Below are 24,119 nucleotides of genomic sequence, written 5' to 3'. Positions count from 1 at the left end.
TCGACTGCGTGTCGTCAGGCAAGCGAACCCTCTCCGAGCGATCCTCCGAGCACGTGGGCGTGCGCGTGGAACACGGTCTGACCGGCGAGCTCGCCGGTGTTGAACACGAGGCGGAAGTCGCCGTCGCCGCGCTCCCGAGCGATCGCCCGAGCCGCCTGCACCATCTCGGCCAGCAGCTCGGGGTCGCCGGCGCTCAGCTCCACCACGTCGCGGTACTGCGGCGTCTTCGGCACCACCAGCACGTGCATCGGCGCTTGGGGGTGGATGTCGGTGAACGCGATGATGCGATCGTTCTCGAGCACGATCTCGGCGGGGATCTCGCGCGCGATGATCTTCTCGAACACTGTCGTGTCAGCCATGCCGATCAGCCTACCTTCGCGCCGCTCGAGCGTGACCGCCGCACGACGCGCCTCACCACCGGCCGAGCCGCACCGAGAGCGCGGCGATCCCCGCGGGCCCCGCGGTCGAGGTGCGCAGCACGTGGTCGCCCATCCGCACCTGCACGGCGCCGGCGGCATCGAGCGCCTCGAGCTCGGCCGCGTCGATGCCGCCCTCGGGCCCGACCACCAGCAGCACGTCGCGCTCGACCGCCACCTCGGCGATGGTGAGGGATGCGGTGGGTTCGAGCACGAGCAGCTGCCACTGCGCGGCGAGCGCAGCGAGGCCTGCGGCGTCGACGACCTCGCGCACGTGGGGCAGGTGCGGGCGGATGGCCTGCTTGCCGGCCTCGCGCACCACCTTGCGCCAGCGCTCCAGCGACTTCTCGGCGCGATCGCCCTTCCACTGCACGACGCTGCGCCTCGCCTGCCACGGCACGATGGCGTCGATCCCGAGCTCGGTCGATGCCTGGACCGCCAGCTCGGCGCGGTCGCCCTTCGCGAGCGCCTGCGCGAGCCCGATGCGCGGGCTGGGCGGTGGCACCGCCTGCACGTGCTGCAGCACCACGTCCACGCCATCGCGGTCGGCGCGGTCGATGACGCCCTCCGCGAGCACTCCCCTGCCGTCGCTGACGAGCACGCGCTCGCCCCGCCGCATCCGCGAGACCACGGCGGCGTGGTGCGCCTCCTCGCCCGCCAGGGTCACGACATCGCCCGGGGCCGAGCCCTCGAGGGCCTCGTGCCAGTAGCAGTGCGCCATCAGAGCCGGAAGCGGTCGCGCATCTTGGCGAACAGGCCCTGCTTGAACTGCGAGAGCTGGGGGCCGGGCGCCTTGGTGCGCTCGCGCAGCTCGCGCAGCAGCTCCTCGGTGCGGCGATCGGTCTTCGTGGGCGTCAGCACCTGCACGCCCAGCTTGAGGTCGCCTCGCCCGGCGCCGCGCAGCCGCGTGACGCCGCGCTCGCCGACGGTGATGACGTCGCCCGACTGGGTGCCCGGGCGCACCTCGACCTCGACCGGCCCGTCGATGCTCTCGACGGTCGCCCGCGCCCCGAGCGCCGCATCCGGCATGGAGACCTCGAGCGTGCCCAGCAGGTCGTCGCCGTCGCGGCTGAAGACGTCGTGGTGGCGCACGTTGACCTCGAGGTAGAGGGTGCCTGCGGGGCCGCCGCCCTCGCCCACCTCGCCCTGGCCGGGCATCTGGATGCGCAGGCCCGTGTCGACCCCGGCCGGGATGTCGACCGGGATCGTGCGCTCTGCGCGCACGCGGCCGTGGCCGGCGCAGGTGTGGCACGGCTGCGGGATCACGGTGCCGTACCCCTGGCAGACGCCGCACGGCTGGCTCGTGACGACGTTGCCCAGCAGTGAGCGCACCTGGCGCTGCACGTGACCCGAGCCGCCGCACTGCAGGCAGCGCTCCGGGCTCGTGCCGGGCTCGGTGGCCGCGCCCTGGCACGTCTCGCAGAGCACGGCGGTCTGCACCCGCAGCTCGCGGTGCACGCCGAAGACGACGTCGGCGAGGTCCAGGTCGACGCGCAGCAGGCTGTCCTGGCCCGGCTGGCGCCTCGAGCGCGGGCCGCTCGAGCGGCCGCCGCCCCCGAAGAACTGCTCGAAGATGTCGCCGAAGCCGAAGGCGCCTGCGCCCGCAGCGGGACCGCGGTCGTACTCCGCTCGCGACTGCGGGTCGCCGAGCACGTCGTAGGCGTGCGTGACCTCCTTGAAGCGCTCGGAGGCGTCGTCGCTGGGATTCACATCCGGGTGCAGCTCACGTGCCAGCCTGCGGTAGGCCTTCTTGATCTCGTCCTGGCCGGCGTCGCGCGCGACGCCGAGGGTCTCGTAGTGGTCCGTCACTCAATCCTCGCTCAGCAGCCGCGTCAGGTAGCGCGCAACTGCGCGCACCGCGGCCATGTTCCCTGCGTAGTCCATCCGGGTCGGGCCCAGCACGCCGATGTGGCCCTCGGAGCCCCCGGTGCTGTAGGTCGAAGCCACGACGGCCGTCTCGCCGAGCGGTCCGGTGAGCTCGCGCCCGATGCGGGTCGCGATCTCGCCCTCGACACCCATCTCGTCGAACAGGCGCAGCAGCGTCACCTGCTCCTCGATGGCGTCGAGCACCGGCGTGACGGTGCCGTGGAAGTCTCGCTCCTCGCGCACGAGGTGCGAGGCGCCCGCCATGACGATGCGATCGCCCCCGCCTGCCTGCAGCATGTCGGTCAGCGCGTGAGCGACGGCGCCGGTGGCCGCTCGCAGCACCCCGGGGGCGGATGCGGTGGCACCGGCGAGGCGCTGGATCGCGTCGGCGGGCGCGAGCTCGCCGATCGTCTCCGTGAAGGCGCGCCCGAGCGCCATGGCCTGGTCGGGATCGATGCGCTGCTGCGCGTCGAGCACGCGCTGCTCGACGCGCCCGGAGTCGAGGATCAGCACCGCGAGCACCCGGTGCTCGGCGACCGCGACGAGCTCGACCCGGCGCACGACGGCGTGCCGTCGGATCGGCACCTGCACGAGCGCGACCTGGTTGGTCAGCTGCGACAGCAGCCGGGCGGTGCGGTCGAGCACGTCGTCGCGGTCGATCGAGTCGTCGAGGAAGCGGGAGATCGCGATGCGCTGCGCGTGCGTCAGCGGCTGCATGCGCTGCAGCCGATCCACGAAGACGCGGTAGCCCTTGTCGGTCGGCACGCGACCCGAGGAGGTGTGCGGGGCCGCGATCAGCTCCTCCTCCTCGAGCAGCGCCATGTCGTTGCGGATGGTGGCCGCGGACACGCCGAACGCGTGGCGCTCCACGATCGACTTCGAGCCCACGGGTTCGCGCAGCGCGACGTAGTCCTGGACGATCGCGCGCAGCACCTCGAGGCCGCGATCCGAGACCATGCGCGCTCCTCTCCCCGGCCGGCGGCGGGTGTCCCGCTCGCCCTGGCACTCTCGACTGCTGACTGCCAATCCTACCGCCCGTCATCTCGATCATGCGATGCACAGCCAGTTGGGCGCACAATGGTGCCAGCAGCACGGCCCAGGCGCGCTGCGACGACCATCGATGAGAGGCATGCCATGTCTGATCCCAACGCCCCCCGCGCAGAGGGCAACGACCCCGCGGAGCAGCGGACGAACGACGAGCAGTGGGCCGACGCGGAGCAGCGTGACGACGCTGCGCAGCCGCTCCTCGACGAGCCGCAGCGCTCGGCCGAGCCGCCGGTCGACGGCTTCGCGATCACCGACGAGCAGCACGCGGCGCCCAGTGCTCCCGCGGCACCGGGTCTCGGCGAGCCCGCGCAGTCCTTCTCCTCCCCGGCCATCGACCCGCTGTCGCACGACCCGGGTGCGGCAGGCACCGGAGCCTCCTCCGACACCGGGCCCGGTGCCGCTGCGCCCGGCCAGCCCGCGTTCGGTTCCATCGACGGCGGGCAGTCGTGGCAGCAGCCCGGCCCCGGCCTGTTCGGTGCAGCCCAGCAGGACGCCGGCCTGCACGATGCCGGCCAGCAGAGCGGCGAGCAGCACGGCGGCGGGTTCGGCGGCGGTCAGGCCGGCGCGCACCAGCCGGGCAGCGCCCCGTCCTCCGGTCAGCCCGGCAGCGCGCCCTCCTCCGGCCAGCCCGGCAGCTCCCCGTCCTACGGTCAGCCCGGTCAGGCATCTCCGCAGCACGGCGCCACGGACGCCGGCGCGCAGCCGCCGTTCACCCCCGGTCACCCGGGCCAGCAGCAGTACGGCCAGCCCGGGCAGCAGCCCTTCGGGCAGCCGGGCCAACCGCAGCACGGCCAGCCCGGCCAGGCGCAGCAGGGCCAGCAGCAGTACGGCCAGCCGCAGTACGGTCAGCCGCAGTACGGCGCGCCCGGTCAGCCCCAGTACCCCGCCTCGGTGCCGATGTCGCCCATCGACGAGAAGAACGCCGGCATGTGGGGGCACCTCTCCGGCCTCTCCACGATCGTCACCGGCGGCTACGGCGGCTGGATCGGCCCGCTGATCGTGTTCCTGATCTACAAGGACCGCAGCGCCTTCGCTCGTCAGGAGTCCAAGGAGGCGCTCAACTTCGGCATCCTCATGACGATCCTCACGGTCGGCCTGCTCGTGCTGGGCACGATCCTCAGCATCGTCGGCATCGGCTTCATCCTGCTGGCGCTCTGGTGGGTGCCCGGCCTGCTCCAGGTGATCTTCTCGATCATCGGCGCGATGCGCGTCAACGCCGGCGGCTCCTACCGATACCCGTTCAACTGGCGGATGGTGCAGTAGCCCTACGGCAGCAGCCGGCGCACCACCGCGTCGGCCAGGAGCCGCCCTCGCAGCGTCGGGATCACCCGGCCGGCGAGGGCGGCTCTTCCGTCGACGAGGCCCTCCGCGACGAGTCCGGCCACCGCGAGGCGGCCCTCGCCCTCGAGCACCTCCACCGGCAGCCCCTCCGCGATGCGCGACTCGAGCAGCACGCGCTCGACGCGACGCGTCTCACCGTCGAGCACCTCGCGCGCGAGCGCCGGTGAGCCGCCGGCGAGCAGCCGGTCGCGGTAGGCGGCCGGATGCTTCACGTTCCACCAGCGCACACCCCCGACGTGGCTGTGGGCTCCCGGGCCGAAGCCCCACCAGTCGTGGCCGCGCCAGTAGGCGAGGTTGTGCCGGGCGACCCGGTCGCCGCGCGACCAGTTGGAGACCTCGTACCAGGAGTAGCCCGCCTGTCCGAGCGTCGCATCCGCCGCCTCGTACATCGCAGCCTGCAGGTCGTCGTCGGGCACGGCCAGCTCACCGCGGCGGATGCGGCGGGCGAGCGCCGTGCCGTCCTCGACGATGAGGGCGTAGGCGGAGACGTGATCGGGTCGCATCGCCACGACCGCATCCAGCGAGCGCTGCCAATCCTCGAGCGACTCCCCCGGCGCCCCGTAGATCAGGTCGAGGCTCACCTCGAGGCCCGCCTGGCGCGCCCACTCGACCACGAGCGGCACGCGCTCAGGATCGTGCGTGCGGTCGAGCGCGGCGAGCACGTGCGGCACCGCCGACTGCATGCCGAAGGAGACGCGCGTGATGCCGCCATCGCGCAGCTGGCGGAGCCCCGCGGCGTCGATCGAGTCGGGGTTGGCCTCGGTCGTGACCTCCGCGCCGGGCACGCGCCCGAACGCATCCGTCACCGCGCCCAGCATCGCGACCAGGTCGCCCGCGGGCAGCAGCGTCGGCGTTCCCCCGCCGAAGAAGACGGTCTGCATCGGGCGCAGCGGGCCGAGCTCGCCCAGCACGCCCGCGGCCAGCGCGATCTCGGCGGCGACGTCGGCCGGGTAGCCGGCCCGCGTCGCACCGCGCAGCTCATCGGCCGTGTAGGTGTTGAAGTCGCAGTACCCGCAGCGCACCGAGCAGAACGGCACGTGGATGTAGGCCCCGAAGGGCGCGTCGGCAGGCGTGCCGGCCGGCAGCCTGCCGTCGGCGGGCGCGGCGTCGCCCTCGGGCAGCCGTCCCACGGTCAGCGGACGTCGATGGACCGCAGCGAATCCATGAACCGGTCGTGGTAGCGCCGGCGCAGCGCACGAGCGAAGGGGGCGCCGAGCTTGGCCCACCAGGCGTCCTGCCGCACGATCGCCCGGAAGTGCAGGAAGACTGTCTCGTCCTCGGCGATCTCGACGGTGAAGCGCTCCTCGCCGGCGAGCGGGTGGCCCACGAGCGAGCCGATGATCACGCCGTGCGTGCTCTCCTCCTCCTCGACCGCGATCACGCGCATGGGTGCGTGCACCTGCAGGCCCGCGACCCGGATCCGCTGGTCGATCGAGTCGCCGGGCTGCAGGAAGGGCTCGCCGTCGGGGCCGAAGTCCTGCTGCGGCTCGATGCTCGCGGCGCGCGTCGCCTCGGTGCCGTCGAAGCCGACCGGGCGGTAGACGCTGCCCTCCTCGGTGCCGACGACGTCGACCTCGATGCCGGCCAGGCGCTGGATTTTCCAGGTGCGCAGCGCCGCGACCGCCGCGTCGTAGCGCGGGCGGCCATGACCGATGCGGCTGCGCAGCTGCACGACCTCGAACCCCTTCGGCGGGAAGCGGTGGAAGTCGAAGTGCGCGGTGGCGCCCACGGAGCCGTAGTTCGTCGGGCGGTCGCGCAGGGGTCTGGTCACTTCGCGTCCTTCTTCGTCTCACCGCTCGAGAGCGCGGCGATGAACGCCTCCTGGGGCACTTCCACGCGACCGACCATCTTCATGCGCTTCTTGCCCTCCTTCTGCTTCTCGAGCAGCTTGCGCTTGCGGGTGATGTCGCCGCCGTAGCACTTGGCGAGCACATCCTTGCGGATCGCCCGGATCGTCTCGCGGGCGATGATGCGCGCGCCGATCGCCGCCTGGATCGGCACCTCGAACTGCTGCCGCGGGATCAGGTCCTTGAGCTTGCCCGCCATCAGCACGCCGTAGGCGTACGCCTTCTCGCGGTGCACGATGGCGCTGAAGGCGTCGACCTGCTCGCCCTGCAGCAGGATGTCGACCTTCACCAGGTCGCCCTCCTCCTCGCCGTCGACCTCGTAGTCGAGCGAGGCGTAGCCCTGGGTGCGCGACTTCAGGTGGTCGAAGAAGTCGAAGACGATCTCGCCCAGCGGCAGCCGGTAGCGCAGCTCGACCCGATCCTCCGAGAGGTACTCCATGCCGTTCAGGGTGCCTCGGCGCGACTGGCACAGCTCCATGATCGCGCCGACGTAGTCCTTCGGCGCGAGGATCGTGGCACGCACCATCGGCTCGACGATCGACGAGATCTTGCCGTCGGGGAACTCGCTCGGGTTCGTGACGATGTGCAGCGAGCGATCCTCGGTGCGCACCTCGTAGACCACGCTCGGCGCGGTGGCGATCAGGTCGAGGTCGAACTCGCGGCGCAGGCGCTCGCTGATGATCTCGAGGTGCAGCAGCCCCAGGAACCCGCAGCGGAACCCGAAGCCGAGCGCCACCGAGGTCTCCGGCTCGTAGACGAGCGCCGCATCCGAGAGCTTGAGCTTGTCGAGCGCCTCGCGCAGCACCGGGTAGTCGCTGCCGTCGATCGGGTAGAGCCCAGAGAAGACCATCGGCTTCGGGTCCGCGTAGCCCTGCAGCGCGGTGGTCGCGGGCGTGCGGACGGAGGTGACGGTGTCCCCGACCTTGGAGAGGCGCACATCCTTCACGCCGGTGATCAGATAGCCGACCTCGCCCACCGCGAGCCCCTTGGAGGGCTTCGGCTCGGGGCTCGAGACGCCGATCTCGAGCGCCTCGTGCTTGGAGCCGGTCGACATCATCATGACCTGCTCGCGCGGCGACAGCCGGCCGTCGATCATGCGCACGTAGGTCACCACGCCGCGGTACGAGTCGTACACCGAGTCGAAGATCATCGCGCGGGCGGGGCCGTCGACGTCGCCGACCGGCGCGGGGACGGTGCGGACCACCCGGTCGAGCAGCGCATCCACGCCCTCGCCCGTCTTGCCGCTGACGCGCAGGACGTCGGAGGGGTCGCCACCGATCAGGCCGGCGATCTCAGCCGCGTACTTCTCGGGATCGGCGGCCGGCAGGTCGATCTTGTTGAGCACCGGGATGATCTCGAGGTCGTTCTCCATCGCCAGGTAGAGGTTGGCGAGGGTCTGCGCCTCGATGCCCTGGGCGGCGTCGACGAGCAGGATCGCGCCCTCGCACGCGGCGAGCGAGCGGCTGACCTCGTACGTGAAGTCGACGTGGCCGGGGGTGTCGATCATGTTGAGCGCGAAGGTCTCGCCGTCGAGCTCCCACGGCATGCGCACGGCCTGCGACTTGATGGTGATGCCGCGCTCGCGCTCGATGTCCATGCGGTCGAGGTACTGCGCGCGCATCGAGCGATCGTCGACGACGCCCGTCAGCTGCAGCATCCGGTCGGCGAGCGTCGACTTGCCGTGGTCGATGTGCGCGATGATGCAGAAGTTGCGGATCTGCGCCGGGTCGGTCGCGGCAGGCTCGAGTGCCTTGGTCGCTCGGGGGCTCACGGGTCCTTCTCATCTGGAGGCTCGGCGGGGCCGCAGTGTGCGTGCGGTGTGGAGTGGTCCATTCTTCCACAGCGGATGCGGTGGCTCGCGTTGCGAGGGGCCTCCGGGCGCTGGTAGCATCGTTCGTTGGCTTCCCCTTCTTCTGCGCGTCCTGCGCGCGAGGGCGGGTCGCGGCGGGCTCTGGTGAGCAGAAGCCGCCGCCAATCACTCGTACGAACCAGAACAGGACACCATGGCGAACATCAAGTCGCAGATCAAGCGCATTCTGACGAACCAGAAGGCGACCGACCGCAACCGCGCGATCAAGAGCGAGCTCCGCACCGCTGTGCGCGAGGCGAAGAAGGCCATCGCCGCGGGCGACGCGGCCGTGGCGCAGGAGAAGGTCACGCTCGCCACGCGCAAGCTCGACAAGGCCGTCTCCAAGGGCGTCATCCACAAGAACCAGGCAGCGAACCGCAAGTCGGCCATCGCGAAGCAGGTCGCGGCGCTCTGATCCGAGCCGCGCGCGCTGAGGGGACCCCGCGAGGGGTCCCCTCTTCTGCGCTTCGCCCCGAGCGGCACCGTGCCCGCGCCCGAGCGGCGCCTCCCGCACGTGAGCGGCGCCTTCCGCACGTGAGCGGCGGCTCCCGCAAGTGAGTGGCGGCTCCCGCAGGTGAGTGGCGCCTCCCGTAGCTGAGTGGCGCCTTCCGCAGCTGAGTGGCGCCTCCCGCACGTGAGTGGCGGCTCCCGCACGTGAGCGGCGCCTCCCGCACGTGAGTGGCGGCTCCCGCAGGCGAGCGGCGGCTGCGGCAGGTGAGTGGCGGCTCCCGCAGGCGAGTGGCGGCTGCGGCAGGTGAGCGGCGCCTCCGGCAGGTCAGCGGCGGCTCCGTCACATGGCCGGGCTCGCTGGTGCATGCGGACCGCCGCCCGATGCCGAGATGGCGCGATGGCCCGTCTTCACGCGATGGCGACACTCGAAGTCGGGAACCGCCTCTCGATGACGGCAGGCGCCGCTCAAGCGTCGTAAGCGCCACTCAAGCGCGGGAGGCGCCACTCAAGCGCAGGAAGCGCCATTCGAGCGCGGAAAGCGCCGCTCAAGCGCGGGAGGCGCCACTCAAGCGCAGGAAGCGCCATTCAAGCGCGGAAAGCGCCACTCAAACGCGGAAAGCGCCACTCAAACGCGGAAAGCGCCACTCAAACGCGGAAAGCGCCACTCAAGCGCGGAAAGCGCCACTCAGGTGCGGAAACGCCACCCAGGCGCAGAGGTCGCCACGCAGGCGCGGAGCGCGCCGCGCTGTGCCCGGAGGCGGGGTATCGACGGCTAGCAAGAGGTCGGCGGCGATCAGGCCGCGCTGCGCGACGCGAGCTGGCGCACCAGGCGCTCGACCGCGTAGTGCGGGTCTCGCTCGGCGCCCTTGACCGCGTGGTCGGCGTGCGCGATCGCCTCGATCGCGTCGCAGAGCGTCGCGTCGGTGAAGTGCTGCAGATCGCGGCGAGCGTTCTTCAGCTGCCAATCCTGCATGCCCAGCTGCCGGGCCGCCTGCGGGCCGCCGCCTGAGGCACCCGATACCTTCGCCAGCTGCCGGAAGCGCATCGCGAACGCCGCGACGATCGGCACCGGATCAGCACCCGTCGCGATCGCCTGCCGCAGCGTGACGAGCGCCTTCGCCGTGTCGCGCGCGATCACCTCGTCGACCACGGCGAACGCGGTCGTCTCGACCCGGCCTGCGTAGTAGGTGCGCACGACCTGCTCGGTGACGGGGCCCTCGGTGTCGAGCGCCACCTGCCGGATGGCGTTGGCGAGCTCGGCGACGTCGGAGTGGAAGGCGTCGACGAGCGCCGCGACCGCGCCCTGCGTCGCCTCGCGCTCGAGCAGCCGCAGCTCGTTGCGCGCGAAGGGCAGCATGTCGCCCCTGCCGAGAGGCTGGCAGACGACCTCGATGGCGCCGGGCATCGCCCGGATCGCGTCTAGCAGCTTCTTGCCGCGCACCGTCGAGCCGTCGTGGCGGATGACGAGGGTCGTGCCGTCGACGGGCTGCTGCAGGTAGCGGAGCGCGTCGGCGATGAAGGCGTCCGTCGCCTTCACGCCGTTCTCGACCCGCACCAGGCGCGGCTCGTCGAACAGCGAGGGGCTCGCGATCAGCTCGAGCGCGCCGTCCGTGTACTGCCCGGCGTCGAGATCGGAGACCTCGAGGTCGGGATCCTCCATCACGAGCAGCGACCGGAGGCGCTGCAGGGCGCGATCGGCGAGGAAGGACTCCTTGCCGAACACGAGGACCACGGGGGCCGGCGACACCTGCTCCCAGCTGATCTTCGGGATGCTCGCTGCCATGCCACCAGCCTAGGGCTGGCCGCCCACGCCGTCAGCCGCATCCGCGTCGAGACCCATCCGCTCCGACCACAGCCGCAGCCCCGCCTCGTCGACGGCGAGCGCGATGGTGCCGAGCACATCGGTGCGCAGGGGCACGCCGCCGGCCTCCTGCACGAGCCGCAGCGCCGCATCCGTGGGGTGGCCGTAGTCGTTCTCCCCCACGCCGACGAGCCCGGCCGATGCACCCAGGCGGCGGTAGAGCGCCGGCAGCTGATCGGCCGAGCCGTGGTGCGCGACCACGACCACGGCCGCCGCCGGCACCCCGGCCCGCAGCAGGCGCGATTGCGATCCCGCGCCCAGGTCGCCGAGCACGACCAGCTCGACCGCACCATCCGCCTGCGGGTCCCCCGGCCAGTCGACCGAGACGGCGACGCTCGCATCGTTGCCGGGCTCGGTCTCGCCCACCGGCCAGAGTGCTTCGATGCGCATGCCGCCCACCTGCCAGGCGTCCCCTCGCCGAGCCTCGTGTGTGGCGGCGCCCCCAGCGGCGAGCTCGTCGACGACCGGTCCGGCGCGGTCGTCGAGCGGACCGTACACGAGCAGCCCTGTGCGGCCCACCAGTGCCTGCGCGCCGCCCGCGTGATCCACGTCGAAGTGCGTCAGCACCAGCATGTCGACGCGCTGCACGCCGAGCATGCCGAGGCACCGCCGCACGCGGGCCGGATCCTCCCCCGCGTCGATGAGCACGGTCGCGCCCTCGTGGCGCACGATCGTCGCGCTCCCCTGCCCCACGTCGCACTGCGCGATCCGCCAGTCGGCGAGCGAGCCGAGCCTGATGCCCGGCCACGCGGCACCGAGCCCGACGACCGCGCCGAGCACGAGGGCGGCGGCGATGCCGCGACCCAGGCTGGATCGAGCGTGGCCGATCGTGACGAGGGCGAGCATGGCGGATGCCGCGAGCACGCCCCAGGGGGCGCCCGGCCACGGGATCTGCGCGGCCGGGAGCTGCTGCGCGACCATGGCCACCTCTGCGATCCACGCGGCGGGGATCCATCCGACCCACGCGCAGCCGATCGCGACCGCGGGAGCGAGGGGCGCGACCAGGCATGCCACGAGCCCCACGAGCGTGACCACCGGCGCCGCCGGACCCGCCAGCAGGTTCGCGAGCACCGCGACCAGGCTGACGCGGGCGTCGAGCCCGACGAGCACCGGGGTGCACCAGAGCTGCGCGGCGAGCGGCACCGAGATCAGCGCAGCGATCGGCGTGGGCAGCGCGCGGGCGAGCACGGCGGTGATCGGGCGCGCGTGCACGATCAGGCCGCAGGTCGCGAGGGCGGAGAGCGCGAAGCCGGGACTCGTGGCGAGGTGCGGCTGCAGCACGAGCACGCCGAGCACCGCGAGCGAGAGCACTGCCAGCGCGCCAGAGCGCCGGCCGGTGGCGATGCCGAGCAGCCCGATCGACGCCATCGCGCCGGCGCGCACGACCGAGGGCTCCGGCGTCACCAGCACGACGAACGCGGCGAGCGCCCCGGCCGCCACGAGGACGCGCACCGGCCGTCGGGCGCCGAGCGCAGCCGCTCCCTGGAAGGCCGCGCCGACGACGATCACGCAGTTCGCCCCCGAGACCGCGGTGAGGTGCGAGAGCCCGGTCTCGAGCATCGCGGTGCGCAGCTGCGGGCTGACGCGCCGCTCGTCGCCGATCGAGAGCCCGGGCAGCAGCTCGCCGCCGACGCCGGGTAGCTGCGCGGAGGCCTGGAGCAGCCCGTCGCGCAGCGGTCCGGCCCATGCCGCCCACGCGGCCGGCTCGCTGAGCGAGAGCTCGGCGCAGGTGAGCAGCCAACGCGAGCCGTCGAGCCAGGCGTCGCACGCGCCGGTCGCGCTGCCGCCGATCGTGAGCGGCGCCTCCGGCCCCCGCAGCAGCATCGCGCTGCGCAGCGCGCCGCGCTCGCCCCCCTCGCCGGTGCACCCGGTGATCACGACCTCCGTCGGCGCAGCCTGCCCGAGCAGCAGCAGCGTCAGCTCGTCGCACGCCTCGAAGCCGCTCGCGACGACGCCGTCGGCGGCGAGCAGCAGCGGGCACGCGAACCCCAGGCCGAGCGCGAGCGAGCGCAGCGCGTCGGCGGCCAGGCTCGGCAGCCGCCGACGACCGAGGTGCGCGAGCGCCAAGCAGGCGATGGCGGCGATGCCTGCGCACGCGGCCGCCGCGCTCAGCAGTGCCGCGTGGGCGCTCAGCGCAGCCAGCGCCGCCCACGCGAGCGCCACCGGCAGCGCGAGACGCAGGTCGCGCATCAGTCGCGCTCGGCAGTCACAGCGTCACCAGTGGCGTGAGCGTGGCGAGCAGCGCTGGTCCGATGCCGGGCACGTCGTCGAGCTGCGCCACGTCGGTGAAGGGCCCGTGCTCCTCGCGGTGCGCGATGATCGCCATCGCGAGCGCGGGACCGACCCGTGGCAGCCCTTCGAGCGCGGGCTGGTCGGCGCGGTTGAGCGAGACGAGACCGCCCGCCCCGACGCCGATCCCCGCGCTGCCGGTGCCGCTCGCGGCGGCGGCCTCCGTGGCCGCCGCCTGCTCCTCGAGCGTCGGCACGATGAGCTGCTCGCCGTCCACGAGCGGCCGCGCCAGGTTCAGCGCGCCATCGGCCGCGTCGTCGCCCGTGCCGCCCGCCCGGGCGAGGGCATCGAGGACGCGGGCGCCCTGCGACAGCCGATAGACGCCGGGCCGCTCGACCGCGCCCTGCACGTCGATGACGAGGTCGGCAGCAGCGGTGGCGACGGGCGTCGGCAGGATCGCGTCCGGCTGGGCGTCGACCAGCATCCGCTGCGCGACCCCGCCCGCCACCGCGCCGAGCACCAGCAGCACGGCGGCCCCGGCGCCCAGTCGCCAGCGCGCATCCTCTCCGGCCATCCGCGCACGGTAGGGCGGATGGGGCGGTCTCCGTGCGCTGGCCGGTCGTGGTTGTGGACGGCGAGGTGCCCGGCGTGAGCGCTAGACGACGAAGTTCACGAGCCTCGGCGCGCGCACGACCGCCGTGCGGATCTCGGCGTCGCCGACAGCCCGCTGCACGCCCGCCAGCGCACGGGCCGCGGCCTCGAGCTCGGTGTCGGCGATGTCAGCCGGCACCTCGAGCCGGTCGCGCACCTTGCCGTTCACCTGCACGACCGCCGTGACCGTCTGCTCCTGCAGCAGCGACCGGTCGGCCTTGCGCCAGCCGGCGTTCGCGACCGCCGGCTGGTGGCCGAGGTTCGCCCACATGTCCTCCGCCGTGTAGGGCGCGAAGAGCGAGAGGCCGAGCGCGATCGTCTCCACCGCCTCGCGGACGGCGGGGTCTGCAGCGCCGGGGCCGGAGTCGACCGCCTTCCGGGTCGCGTTGGTGAGCTCCATCAGGCGAGCGACCACGACGTTGAACTTCAGCCCCTCGACGAGACCCGGCGCATCCGCCAAGAACCGGTGCGTCTCGCGGCGCAGGCGCCGATCGCCCGGCTTCGGGTCGGTGCCCGGCTTCGCGAGCTGCTCGATCGAGAGCCGCCACGCGCGCGCCAGGAACTTCTGCGAGCCGGTCGGGCTGACGTCCTTCCAGTCGATGTCGTCCTCGGGCGGGCCGGCGAACGACATCGTCAGGCGCACGGCGTCGACGCCGAACTGCTCGAGCTCCTCCGAGAGCGTGACGAGGTTGCCCTTCGACTTCGACATCTTCGAGCCGTCGAGGATGACCATGCCCTGGTTGAGCAGCGACTCGAACGGCTCCGTGAACGGCACGTGGCCGAGGTCGAAGAGCACCTTCGTGATGAACCGCGCGTAGAGCAGGTGCAGGATCGCGTGCTCGACGCCGCCGACGTAGCGGTCGACGGGGGCCCAGCGCTCGACCTGCGCGCGGTCGAACGGCTGCGTGTCGTCGGTCGGGTTCAGGAACCGCAAGTAGTACCAGGAGGAGTCGACGAAGGTGTCCATCGTGTCGGCGTCGCGCTTCGCGGGGCTGCCGTCGATCGGCGACGGCACGTTCACCCAGTCCTCGGCAGCGCCGAGCGGGCTCGTGCCCTTGGGCTTCAGGTCGAGCCCCTCGGAGTCGGGCAGCGTGACGGGCAGCTGCTCGAGCGGCACCGGCACCTCCTGCCCGTCCGCGGTGTGGATGATCGGGATGGGCGTGCCCCAGTAGCGCTGCCGGCTCACGAGCCAGTCGCGCAGGCGGTAGGTCTTCGCCGCGCGGCCCACGCCACGGGATTCCAGCAGCTGCACCATGCGGGTGATGGCGTGCGCCTTCGACATGCCGTCGAGCTCGCCGGAGTTGATCATCCGCCCGTCGCCGGTGAGCGCCTCGCCCGTGGTCTTCGGGTCGAGGGGCGGCTGCTCCTCGGGCCAGACGGCGTTGCCCTCGTCGTCGAGCGGGATCTGCGGCATGACGCCTGTGACGGGCGCGTTGGTGTCGACGACCACGCGGACCGGGAGGTCGAACGCGCGCGCGAAGTCGAGGTCGCGCTGATCGTGCGCCGGCACGCCCATGACGGCGCCGTGGCCGTAGTCGGCCAGCACGTAGTCGGCGGCCCACACGGGCATGCGCTCCCCCGTCAGCGGGTGGATCGCGGAGCGGCCGAGGTCGACGCCCGTCTTCACGCGCTCGGTGCTCTGCCGGTCGATCTCCGTCATCCGCCCCACGTCGTCCAGGTAGGCCTGGAACCGCATCCGCACCGCCGGGTCGGCGCCGGCAGCGAGCTCGGCGGCGAGGTCGGAATCGGGCGCGACGACCATGAACGTGGCGCCGTAGAGGGTGTCGGGGCGGGTCGTGAAGACGGGCACCCGGCTCGGGTGGCCCTCGATCTCGAACTCGACCTCGGCGCCCTCGGAGCGCCCGATCCAGTTGCGCTGCATGCGCAGCACCTTCTCGGGCCAGCGCCCCTCGAGCTGGTTGAGGTCGTCGAGCAGGCGGTCGGCGTAGTCGGTGATCTTGAAGTACCACTGCGTCAGCTTCTTCTTGACGACCGGCGTCCCGCAGCGCTCGCAGGCGCCGTCGACGACCTGCTCGTTCGCGAGCACCGTCTGATCCTTCGGGCACCAGTTGACGTTGGAGGGCTTGCGGTACGCGAGGCCGGCCTTGTACAGCTCGAGGAAGAGCCACTGGTTCCACTTGTAGTACTGCGGGTCGCTCGTGTGCAGGATGCGATCCCAGTCGAACGCTGTCGCGTACTTGCGCATCGAGCGCTTGTGCTGCTCGATGTTCGCCTCGGTCCAGACCTTGGGATCGATGCCGCGCTGGATCGCCGCGTTCTCGGCGGGCAGGCCGAAGGAGTCCCATCCGATCGGGTGCAGCACGTTGAAGCCCTGCTGCCGCCAGTAGCGCGCGAGCACGTCGCCGTAGGCGTACGACTCGGCGTGGCCCATGTGGAGGTCGCCCGAGGGGTAGGGGAACATGTCGAGCACGTACTTGCGCGGGCGCGCATCCGCCTCGTCGTCCGTGGCGAAGGGTCGCAGGGCTTCCCACACGGGCAGCCAGCGCTGCTCGATGCGGGCGAAGTCGTAGGTCTCGTCGGTCACTGATGCTCCTGGGTGCGGTCAGCCCTCGGCGGCTGCACCGGCTTTCCAGTCTAGGCGCGACCAGCCCGTCGCGCGTCGTGCCAGAATCGTCCAGGAGCGTCGAGGAGGTGTGCGTGCCGGAGTTCGAGAATCCGCCTGCGACGGTCGACGTGCCCGCGTCGCGCGTGACGCGAATCGTCTCGGTGGATGCGCCGGTCGCGACCGTCTGGCGCTGCCTGGTCGAGCCCGATCTCCTGGCGCGGTGGCTCGGCGACATCGCCGCCTTCCCGGAGGGCGTCGCCCCCGGTGCGCTGGGCCGCTTCGCGTGGACGGGCGAGGTCGTGCTGGCCGCCAGGATCCTCGACGTCGAGCCCGAGCAGCGCTTCGCCTTCGAGTGGGCCGAGGGCATCCTCTCCGGCCGTGCCTCGTCGGTCGAGATCACGCTCGCCGAGATCGACGGATGCGCCCAGGTGCACCTGGTCGAGTCGGGCTTCCCGCTCGAGGGCGATGACTCGACGCGGCGCGAGGCGCTGCGCTCGCTCGCCGCGGGCTGGACCGTCGAGCTCGACGAGCTCGTCGAGCTCGCGGAGGCCCTGCCGGCCTGACCCCGTTTCGCAACCTTCAGGTTGCGCATGACAGGGGTGCAGCATACGCTTCACTCGCAACCGGATGGTTGCATGAGGGATCGCGAGGAGGCGACGATGGCGCACGAGCCAGCAGCGACGGCAGACGAGGCCAGCATGCGCGTGACGCGCACGATCGAGGTGCGCGCGCCGATCGAGGTCGTGTGGGAGACGCTGACGGATCCGCGCGAGATCGCGCAGTGGTTCGGCCAGCGCGTGAGCTTCCCGGACGGCATGCACGAGGGCGCGACGGGCACCTTCGGCTGGAGCGCGCACGGCGACTTCCCGGCCCGCATCGAGCGCTGGGACCACCCGCGCGCCTGGGCGTTCCGCTGGGGGACGCCGGGCGAGCCGCTGCGCGAGGACACCAGCACCCTCGCGACCTTCTCCCTCGTGCGCGACGGCGACCTGACCCGCCTCACGGTCGTCGAGACCGGCTTCGAGCACCTCGGTGACGAGGCCGCCGCCCGAGCGGCGCTCGAGGACAACCGTCAGGGGTGGACCCAGGAGCTCGACGAGCTCGTCGCGCTCGTCGCTCGACGTTGGGCCCCCGCGATCGTCGACCGCGTGGCTGGCACGATCACGCGCTCCCTCGACATCCAGGCCCCGAAGGAGCTCGTCTGGCGGCACCTCACCGACCCTGCATCCATCGAGGCGTGGTGGGGGCACCCCGCCGACTTCCCCGGCGGGGTGAGGGAGGGCGTCACCGGCACCTTCGAGCACGAGGGGCAGCGCTGGCCGGTGGCGATCCAGATCCTGCGCGAGGCGGAGACGTTCGCGTTCCGGTGGGGTGAGATCGGTGAGGACGAGCCGGGTGCCGAAGCCTGCGACGTGCGCTTCGACCTGGACGAGACCGAGCACAGCGGCACCCGCGTCACCGTGGTCGAGTCCGGCTGGATGCGCGTGCCTGCAGAGGTGCGCGACGAGCGCATGGAGCAGAACCGGGGCGGCTGGGAGTTCGTGCTCGACAGCCTGCGCAGCCACGTGCTCTCGGATCCGGCGTGACGGCCCCGCCCGTCGCGCAGCTGGCGGCGCTCGCCGACGACACCCGCTGGCGGATCCTGGAGCTGCTCGGCAGCCGGCCCCGCTCGGCGAGCGCGCTCGCCAAGGAGCTGCCGGTCACGCGGCAGGCGATCGCGAAGCACCTCGCGGTGCTCGAGGCGGCGGGGCTGGTCGGATCGGAGCGCGTCGGCCGCGCGGTCGAGCACCGCGCGATCGGCGCGAGCCTCAGCGAGCTGGCCGATCGGCTCGACCGGATCGGCCGAGCCTGGGACGCGCGGCTGGAGCGCGTCGCGCGGAGGGCCGAGGCGCGCGCCGACGCGTGACGCGCACGGATGCGATGCCGGGCGCGGCGGGCCTCATCGCGGCACGAGCGCGGCGAGCATGGCTGCTGCCTTCACGTGCAGCTCCTCCACCTCGAAGGCCGGATCCGACAGCGCGGTCACGCCGCCGCCGACCCCGATGTGGGTGCCGTGCTCGTCCGCGACGACGCTCCTGATGACCATCGCCAGGTGGCACACGTCTGCTGCCACCAGTCCGAAGCATCCGCTGTAGACGCCGCGGGGCGCGCCCTCGAGCGCCCCCAGCAGCTCGACGGTGCGGCGCTTGGGTGCACCGGTCATCGATCCGGCGGGGAAGAGCGCGCGCACCGCGTCGAGCGGCCCGAGCCCGGGCAGGAGGCGCCCTCGCACCGTCGACACGAGCTGGTGCACCGTGGGGTAGGTCTCGACCTCGAGCAGGCTCGCCACCTCGACGGAGCCCGGCGCGCTCACCCGCTGCAGGTCGTTGCGGCACAGGTCGACGATCATGACGTTCTCGGCCCGCTCCTTCTCGCTCTCGAACAGCTCGAGCGCGAGCGCCGCGTCGTCGGCGCCCCCGAGCACGCCATCCGCATCGCCGCGGCGGCGGGTTCCCTTGATGGGGCGCGTCGTCGCGACACCTCCCTCGACGTGCAGGAAGGTCTCCGGGCTCGCGCTCGACACCGTGACGCCGGCGATGCGCAGCAGGCCGCCGTGATGGACGGGGTTCGCCGCCCGCAGCCGCGCGTGGGTCGCGATCGCGTCGATCGGCGGCCCCTCGATCGCGGTCGTCAGGCACAGCACGTAGGAGTCGCCCTCCCGGATGTGCTCGCGGCAGCGCTCGACCTTCTCGGCGTACGCGACGTCGCCGTCGCGCCAGTGCAGGAGGGCCGGGTCGACCCGCCGGCCCGTGCGCCGATCGACCGAGCCCGCGGGCTCCGGCACCGGATCGGGCTCCTGCTCGAGCGCCCACGGCTCGCCGTCGCGCGACTGCAGCTGCGCGCTGCCCTCCACCGACACCACCCAGCGATCGAGCAGCAGCCACGCCGCCTCGGGGAACCGCCCCGCGGCCTCGTCGCCCTCCTCGGGCTCGAGCCCGAGCATCCGCACCCCCGCCTCGTAGCCGAACCAGCCGATCCAGGCGCCGGGGAGCCGCGCGCGCGCCTGGTCGAGCGCCGCCACCGCGTCGCCGCCGATGGGCTCGCCGTCGAGGGTCGCGCGCCCTCCCCGGATGACGAGCGCGTGGCTACCGACGCCGATCACGTGCGCGCCGCTCGAGGAGGAGTCGAGCCAGACGACGTCCCCGCCGCTGGCCTCGAGCGACGCGAAGGCGGCCTCGGGCGTCACGTCGACCGACGTCGCCCAGCGGGCACCGAGGTGCGGCAGGAGCGGCGCAGAGGTCGCTGGCATAGGGTCGATCCTATGAGCGGGACCGAGGCTGCGCGGGACCGGAGCCGCCCTGCTCCGGGCGACCCCGCGTCGGTCGCCGGCACCTCGTCGCTCGTCTGGACGCCGACCGGCTTCTCCCCCGCGGCCGGCTCCGATGCTGAGGGCGACGCGGGGTCTCGGGTCGCATCGGCGACCACGACGCTCGCGGCCGACTCGTGGCTCGTCGTCGACGGCCGCGTGCTCGCGCTCCAGCGGCACCAGCGTCGCTTCGCCGATGCGGTGGCAGGTGCAGGCGGCGATCCTCGCGCTGCGCTCACCGCCGCCGAGGCCGCGATGCGGCACGTGCCGACCCGCGGCCGCTGGTCGCCGCGCCTCGACCTCACGCCCGACGGGATCTTCCTGCGGATCCGGCCGGCGCCCGACGCGTCGACGCGCATCGACGTCGTGACCGCCAGCCGCGATCCCCGCACCCTGCCGCATCGCAAGGGCCCCGACCTCGAGGCGCTCGCCGCCCTGCAGGCCAAGGAGGCCGCTCGCATCGGCGCCCCCGTCGAACCGATCATCACCGTCGACGGCGTGGTCGCGGAAGGCACCTGGTCCGCCCTGCTGTGGTGGCGCGGCGAGGTGCTGTGCATGCCGGCCGCAGGCGTGCCGAGCCTGCCGTCGGTGACCGCGGCGGTGCTGCTGGCGATGGCGAGCGAGCGCGGGATCGAGGTGCGGCGCGAGCGCGCGACGCCTGCGGCGCTCGCGGACTGCGAGGTGTGGCTGGCGAACGCGCTGCGCGGCATCCGCGCCGTCTCGCGATGGATCGACGGGCCCGACCTCGCGCCGCCCGCGCTCGCGGAACCGTGGCAGCGCCGCCTCGACGCGCTGCGCGTGCCGCCGTCCCCGAGCGACACCAGCGGCGACGACGGCCAGCGGCGCGGCGCGGCGAGGGTGGGCGCGCGGTGATCGACGACGTCATCGGCGGCTTCCTCGACGCCGTCGCCTCCGTCGACCCGCTCCTGCGCACGATCGTCGCGGGCATCGCGATGCTGCTGGAGACGAGCGTGCTGCTGGGACTCGTCGTGCCCGGGGACACGATCGTGATCGTCGCAGCGCTCGCCGTCGAGGCATGGCCCTGGTGGCTCGCGCTGATCGGCGCGATCGTCCTGGGCGCGCTCGCGGGCGAGTCGATCGGCTTCGCGATCGGGCACTGGCTCGGCCCGAAGATCGACGTCTGGCTCGCTCGGCGGTGGCCGAGGGCATCCGCGCAGTGGCGCCGCACCGAGCGCTACCTGGCGCGCCGCGGGGGGCCCGCCATCTTCCTCTCGCGCTTCCTCCCCGTCGCGCACTCCCTGGTGCCGCTGATCGTCGGGGCATCGGCGATGCCCTACCGCCGGTTCCTCGCCTGGACGACCCCCGCGTGCATCGTGTGGGCAGCCGCCTACGCCTCAGCCGGCTGGCTCGCCGGCGGCACCTACCGCGAGCTCGCCGACCGGCTGCACGGCGCCGGCTACGTCATGGTCGCGGTCGTCGCCGCGTTCATCCTGCTCGTGTGGGTCGCCAAGCGCCTGATCGGCCGGTACGAGGCCCGGCACATGGAGGAGGGCGCGCACGAGGATGCCGAGGCGGGCCAGGCGGCGGAGCAGGAGCGCGGCGGCGAGCCGGTCGACGAGCAGGGCTCGAACGAGCGAGTGACGGACCGACTGCCGAACGACGACCGATAGCGCCTCGGCGCGGCGCTCAGCCCGCGGCTGGATCTTTGCGCGCGCCGCCGAGCATGTCGCCGATCTGCTCGCGCGCGAGCTCCACGCCCATCGCGAGGTAGCGCGGGTCGCCATCGGGATCGTGCAGGAACGCGTAGGTCACGAGCGCGTCGAGGCCGCCGATGCCGAGCTCCAACCGCTCGCGCTGCTCCTCGTCGGTCTCGATGCCCCAGCGCTCGCGCAGGAACTCGACCATGTCGTCGACGAACAGCGGCGCGACGGCGGCGCGGTGCTGAGGCCCGAGGTCCAGGCCCTCGCCCGTGCGCAGCATCCTGAACGAGGGCACCTCGCGGAAGGTCTCGACCATCGCGCCGACGATCGCCTCCATCGCTTCCTCCCACGAGGGGTGGTCGACGATGAGCACGCGCTCGATGGCGAGCCGCATGCGCTCGAGGTTGCGCTCCGCGAGCGCCACGAGCACCGCGACGCGGTCGGGGAAGTAGCGGTAGACGGTGCCGATCGAGGCTCCGGCATGCTCGGCGACGAGCGCCGTCGTGAGGTGCTCGATGCCGTGCTCGACCACCACCGCCGCCGCCGCGTCCAGCAGCGCTTCGATCCGGTGGGCGGCCCGCGCCTGCACCGGCTCGTTCCTCACGGTCACCGACGGTGCCGGGGAGCTTCGATCGTTCATGGCGACATCCTGTCGCATCCGGCGTCGATCGGTGGGAGCATCGCGGGTATGTGTGGACGGTACGTGCTGGCGACCCCTGCGACCGAGCTGGTCGCGCTGTTCGAGATCGATGAGATCGGCGCCGCGCTGCCAGAGCCGAGCTGGAACATCCCGCCGACCTCGACGGTGCCGATCGTCGTGGAGCCGCAGCCGCGCGACGACTCGCCCCCCGTGCGCAGGCTGGAGGCGGCGCGCTGGGGGCTCGTGCCCGCCTGGGCGGATGACGTGTCGGTGGGCGTGCGCGCCTTCAACGCGCGCAGCGAGACGGCGGCCTCGAAGCCCATGTTCCGCGACGCGGTGCGCGAGCGGCGCGCGCTGGTGCCCGCCGACGGCTGGTTCGAGTGGCAGCGGCACGGCGATGCGAAGACCCCGCACTACATCCACGGCGAGCATCCGATCTCGTTCGCGGGCCTCTATGCCTGGTGGAAGCAGCCGGACGGCGCCTGGCTGCTGTCGACCTCGATCCTCACCACCGCATCCGCGGGCGAGCTCGCACCCATCCACGAGCGGATGCCCGTGGTCGTCTCCCCCGAGATGCGGGATGCGTGGCTCGACCCGACGGAGGACGGCGAGGCCGCGCTCGAGGCGGTCGCGGCCGAGGCTGCGGAGGCGGTGGCGAACCTGCGCGCGCACGTCGTCGGCGCTCGGGTCGGCAACGTGCGCGAGCAGGGCGCCGAGCTCATCGCACCCATCGACCCGGCGTAGGGCACCCGCGAGCGTCGCCCGGCGGTCGGCTCGCGGCGGCCGGCAGCCAGTAGGGTCGAGGGGCGTCCACGGCTCGGGAGGTCACGCATGGAGGAGCTCGATCCGCTCTCGCGCATCCCCGAACCCATCAAGCACACCGCTGCGCGCATCGAGGATTGGGTGCACGAGCACCGGGAGGCCAACGCGCTCCGCGCCGGTCGCCTGCCCGCCATCGTCGCCTACCCCGGATACGGCGGGGACGGCTGGGTGCGGGTGCTCGCCCGCGTGCTGCTCGTGCAGCCCGGCAAGGAGCAGAGCGTGCACTACGAGAACGTGCGCGGGTGGCGCTCGTTCACGTCGATCGCCCTCAACCACATCGACGTGACGCTGGAGGCCAACGGCGAGCGCCACGTGGTGATCGCCGACCGCGGCGGGCTCGTCGACGCGATCGTGCCGTTCCGCCTCGAATCGGGGTGGCAGGAGGTGACGCTCAGCGTCGCCGGATCCGTGCCGGTCGTCGCTCCGGTCTTCGTGGTCGATCCCGCCACGCGCTTCGGTGTCGTCAGCGACATCGACGACACCGTCATGGTGACGTCGCTCCCCCGGCCGCTGCTCGCCGCCTGGAACGCGTTCGTGCTCGACGAGCACGGACGGCAGCCGGTGCCCGGCATGGCCGTGCTGTACGAGCGCATCGCGAACGAGCATCCGGAGAGCCCCTTCGTCTACCTCTCCACCGGGGCGTGGAACGCGGCACCCACCCTCAGTCGATTCCTCTCCCGCAACCTCTACCCCTCCGGCAGCCTGCTGCTGACCGATTGGGGGCCGACGCACGACCGCTTCTTCCGCTCCGGCCGCGAGCACAAGCGCCGCGAGCTGCGCAGGCTCGCGCGCGAGTTCCCCGACATCCGGTGGCTGCTCGTCGGCGACGACGGGCAGCACGACGAGTCGATCTACGGCGAGTTCGCGAACGCGCATCCCGCATCCGTGCACGCGGTCGCGATCCGCGAGCTCTCGCCGCAGGAGGCGGTGCTGGCCGGTGGCCGCAAGCACGCCGAGACGCGCTCGATGCACCCCTGGGTGTGGTCGTCGAACGGCGGGGGGCTCGCGAAGGAGCTCGCGAGGATCCCCGGCCTCGACGTGCTCTGATGGCGCGCGCCGCTGCGTCGTTCGCTGCCACCGGCTGCGCATGAGCGCTCGTCCGATCGCGATCGCGGTGATCCTGCGCGCTGACGGCGCGATGCTGGTGACGAGCGCGGTCGAGCCCGGCAGCGCAGCGGCGGGCGCTCCGCGCACGCTGGTGCGACCGCCCGGCGGGGGCATCGATGCGGGCGAGTCGGCGCCGGATGCCGTGGTGCGCGAGCTGCGCGAGGAGCTCGGGGTCGAGGCCCTCGGCGTCGCACCGCTCGGCACCCTCGAGCACCGCCTGCGATTCGCGGGCCGCTCGCTGCACGAGCTCGTGCACGTGCTCGTCGCCCGGCTGCCGACGGATGCGACGCTGCCGACGCGCACCGACGCGGGACACCCGGTGTGGTGGCTGACGCCCGATCGCTTCGACGACCCGGAGCTCGAGATCGTGCCACCGGGATTGCTGCAGCTGATCGAGCGCGCACGCCCCTGACCCTTCTC

General features: G+C 72.8%; 23 protein-coding genes. 10 read left to right on the top strand and 13 right to left on the bottom strand.

Translation table 11 applies throughout. The features are described 5' to 3' along the window. Positions 1 to 14: 14 nt before the first annotated feature. Genes AA0Z99_RS03890 through hrcA form a run of 4 tightly spaced genes read right to left on the bottom strand, consistent with a single transcriptional unit; the run spans position 15 to position 3,239 of the window. Positions 15 to 359, bottom strand: coding sequence for a histidine triad nucleotide-binding protein (locus tag AA0Z99_RS03890; RefSeq protein WP_413319641.1), 345 nt, complete (start codon positions 357 to 359; stop codon positions 15 to 17). Between the two features lie 52 nt (positions 360 to 411). Next, positions 412 to 1,137, bottom strand: a complete 726-nt coding sequence (locus AA0Z99_RS03885) for a 16S rRNA (uracil(1498)-N(3))-methyltransferase (protein ID WP_413319639.1) — start codon at positions 1,135 to 1,137, stop codon at positions 412 to 414. Beyond that, on the bottom strand, positions 1,137 to 2,225 hold the full coding sequence (gene dnaJ, locus AA0Z99_RS03880; RefSeq protein WP_413319637.1) for a molecular chaperone DnaJ: 1,089 nt from the start codon (positions 2,223 to 2,225) through the stop codon (positions 1,137 to 1,139). The genes AA0Z99_RS03885 and dnaJ overlap by 1 nt, the downstream gene beginning before the upstream one ends. After that, positions 2,226 to 3,239 (bottom strand): heat-inducible transcriptional repressor HrcA, encoded by a 1,014-nt coding sequence (hrcA, locus tag AA0Z99_RS03875; RefSeq protein ID WP_413319635.1) that lies wholly within the window; start codon positions 3,237 to 3,239, stop codon positions 2,226 to 2,228. It abuts the gene before it with no gap. A gap of 177 nt (positions 3,240 to 3,416) precedes the next feature. Here hrcA and AA0Z99_RS03870 point away from each other — a divergent pair, with 177 nt between their 5' ends. Further along, positions 3,417 to 4,592 carry a DUF4870 domain-containing protein gene (locus AA0Z99_RS03870; protein WP_413319633.1) on the top strand — a complete coding sequence of 392 codons (1,176 nt, stop codon included), beginning with the start codon at positions 3,417 to 3,419 and terminating at the stop codon, positions 4,590 to 4,592. Between the two features lie 2 nt (positions 4,593 to 4,594). Here the strand turns inward: AA0Z99_RS03870 and hemW are convergent, their stop codons facing one another. From hemW to lepA, 3 genes are read right to left on the bottom strand one after another with little or no spacing between them, the layout of a single operon-like run. Next, a complete protein-coding gene (gene hemW, locus AA0Z99_RS03865) occupies positions 4,595 to 5,800 on the bottom strand; it encodes a radical SAM family heme chaperone HemW (protein ID WP_413319631.1) in 1,206 nt (401 codons plus the stop codon). 2 nt (positions 5,801 to 5,802) lie between these two features. Beyond that, on the bottom strand, positions 5,803 to 6,441 hold the full coding sequence (locus AA0Z99_RS03860) for a DUF1990 family protein (protein ID WP_413319629.1): 639 nt from the start codon (positions 6,439 to 6,441) through the stop codon (positions 5,803 to 5,805). Next, entirely contained in the window at positions 6,438 to 8,288 is a 1,851-nt protein-coding gene (gene lepA, locus AA0Z99_RS03855; protein WP_413319627.1) for a translation elongation factor 4, read from the bottom strand. The genes AA0Z99_RS03860 and lepA overlap by 4 nt, the downstream gene beginning before the upstream one ends. Before the next feature lie 232 nt (positions 8,289 to 8,520). On the opposite strand from lepA, the gene rpsT reads away from it, so the two are divergent. Beyond that, a complete protein-coding gene (gene rpsT / locus AA0Z99_RS03850) occupies positions 8,521 to 8,781 on the top strand; it encodes a 30S ribosomal protein S20 (RefSeq protein ID WP_413319625.1) in 261 nt (86 codons plus the stop codon). 828 nt (positions 8,782 to 9,609) lie between these two features. On the opposite strand, the gene holA is transcribed toward rpsT, so the two are convergent. The 4 genes from holA to leuS all read right to left on the bottom strand — a co-directional run bounded on the left by holA (position 9,610) and on the right by leuS (position 16,102). Further along, positions 9,610 to 10,599, bottom strand: coding sequence for a DNA polymerase III subunit delta (gene holA, locus AA0Z99_RS03845; RefSeq protein WP_413319623.1), 990 nt, complete (start codon positions 10,597 to 10,599; stop codon positions 9,610 to 9,612). Positions 10,600 to 10,608: 9 nt separating this feature from the next. Next, on the bottom strand, positions 10,609 to 12,867 hold the full coding sequence (locus AA0Z99_RS03840) for a ComEC/Rec2 family competence protein (RefSeq protein ID WP_413319621.1): 2,259 nt from the start codon (positions 12,865 to 12,867) through the stop codon (positions 10,609 to 10,611). A 16-nt stretch (positions 12,868 to 12,883) separates the two neighbouring features. Next, a complete protein-coding gene (locus tag AA0Z99_RS03835) occupies positions 12,884 to 13,480 on the bottom strand; it encodes a helix-hairpin-helix domain-containing protein (protein WP_413319619.1) in 597 nt (198 codons plus the stop codon). 81 nt (positions 13,481 to 13,561) lie between these two features. Continuing rightward, positions 13,562 to 16,102 carry a leucine--tRNA ligase gene (gene leuS, locus AA0Z99_RS03830; RefSeq protein WP_413319617.1) on the bottom strand — a complete coding sequence of 847 codons (2,541 nt, stop codon included), beginning with the start codon at positions 16,100 to 16,102 and terminating at the stop codon, positions 13,562 to 13,564. A gap of 113 nt (positions 16,103 to 16,215) precedes the next feature. Between leuS and AA0Z99_RS03825 the strand changes: the two genes are divergently transcribed. From AA0Z99_RS03825 to AA0Z99_RS03815, 3 genes are all read left to right on the top strand, one after another. Further along, entirely contained in the window at positions 16,216 to 16,686 is a 471-nt protein-coding gene (locus AA0Z99_RS03825) for an SRPBCC domain-containing protein (protein ID WP_413319615.1), read from the top strand. A 72-nt stretch (positions 16,687 to 16,758) separates the two neighbouring features. After that, positions 16,759 to 17,709 (top strand): SRPBCC domain-containing protein, encoded by a 951-nt coding sequence (locus AA0Z99_RS03820; RefSeq protein WP_413319613.1) that lies wholly within the window; start codon positions 16,759 to 16,761, stop codon positions 17,707 to 17,709. Further along, entirely contained in the window at positions 17,706 to 18,029 is a 324-nt protein-coding gene (locus tag AA0Z99_RS03815) for an ArsR/SmtB family transcription factor (protein WP_413319611.1), read from the top strand. The genes AA0Z99_RS03820 and AA0Z99_RS03815 overlap by 4 nt, the downstream gene beginning before the upstream one ends. A gap of 33 nt (positions 18,030 to 18,062) precedes the next feature. Here the strand turns inward: AA0Z99_RS03815 and AA0Z99_RS03810 are convergent, their stop codons facing one another. After that, positions 18,063 to 19,412, bottom strand: coding sequence for an anthranilate synthase component I family protein (locus AA0Z99_RS03810; protein WP_413319609.1), 1,350 nt, complete (start codon positions 19,410 to 19,412; stop codon positions 18,063 to 18,065). Between the two features lie 12 nt (positions 19,413 to 19,424). Between AA0Z99_RS03810 and AA0Z99_RS03805 the strand changes: the two genes are divergently transcribed. Together AA0Z99_RS03805 and AA0Z99_RS03800 are read left to right on the top strand one after the other, a co-directional pair. Continuing rightward, positions 19,425 to 20,342 (top strand): aminotransferase class IV, encoded by a 918-nt coding sequence (locus tag AA0Z99_RS03805; protein ID WP_413319607.1) that lies wholly within the window; start codon positions 19,425 to 19,427, stop codon positions 20,340 to 20,342. Continuing rightward, on the top strand, positions 20,342 to 21,100 hold the full coding sequence (locus tag AA0Z99_RS03800) for a DedA family protein (protein WP_413320750.1): 759 nt from the start codon (positions 20,342 to 20,344) through the stop codon (positions 21,098 to 21,100). Before AA0Z99_RS03805 ends, AA0Z99_RS03800 begins: the two co-directional genes overlap by 1 nt. 16 nt (positions 21,101 to 21,116) lie before the next feature. Here the strand turns inward: AA0Z99_RS03800 and AA0Z99_RS03795 are convergent, their stop codons facing one another. Further along, complete coding sequence (locus AA0Z99_RS03795; protein WP_413319605.1) at positions 21,117 to 21,770, bottom strand: TetR/AcrR family transcriptional regulator; 654 nt, start codon at positions 21,768 to 21,770, stop codon at positions 21,117 to 21,119. A gap of 48 nt (positions 21,771 to 21,818) precedes the next feature. Between AA0Z99_RS03795 and AA0Z99_RS03790 the strand changes: the two genes are divergently transcribed. The 3 genes from AA0Z99_RS03790 (at position 21,819) to AA0Z99_RS03780 (ending at position 24,111) form a co-directional block, all read left to right on the top strand. Beyond that, on the top strand, positions 21,819 to 22,514 hold the full coding sequence (locus AA0Z99_RS03790; protein WP_413319603.1) for an SOS response-associated peptidase: 696 nt from the start codon (positions 21,819 to 21,821) through the stop codon (positions 22,512 to 22,514). 87 nt (positions 22,515 to 22,601) lie between these two features. Further along, entirely contained in the window at positions 22,602 to 23,639 is a 1,038-nt protein-coding gene (locus AA0Z99_RS03785) for an App1 family protein (protein ID WP_413319601.1), read from the top strand. Between the two features lie 40 nt (positions 23,640 to 23,679). Next, complete coding sequence (locus AA0Z99_RS03780; protein ID WP_413319599.1) at positions 23,680 to 24,111, top strand: NUDIX domain-containing protein; 432 nt, start codon at positions 23,680 to 23,682, stop codon at positions 24,109 to 24,111. The last annotated feature ends 8 nt before the right edge of the window (positions 24,112 to 24,119 follow it).

This window comes from Agrococcus phoenicis (genome assembly GCF_047302415.1).
In the GTDB taxonomy this organism is placed as follows: Bacteria; Actinomycetota; Actinomycetes; order Actinomycetales; family Microbacteriaceae; genus Agrococcus.
The sequence above is the reverse complement of the archived record's forward strand: the minus strand, read 5'-3'. Positions and strand labels throughout refer to the sequence as shown.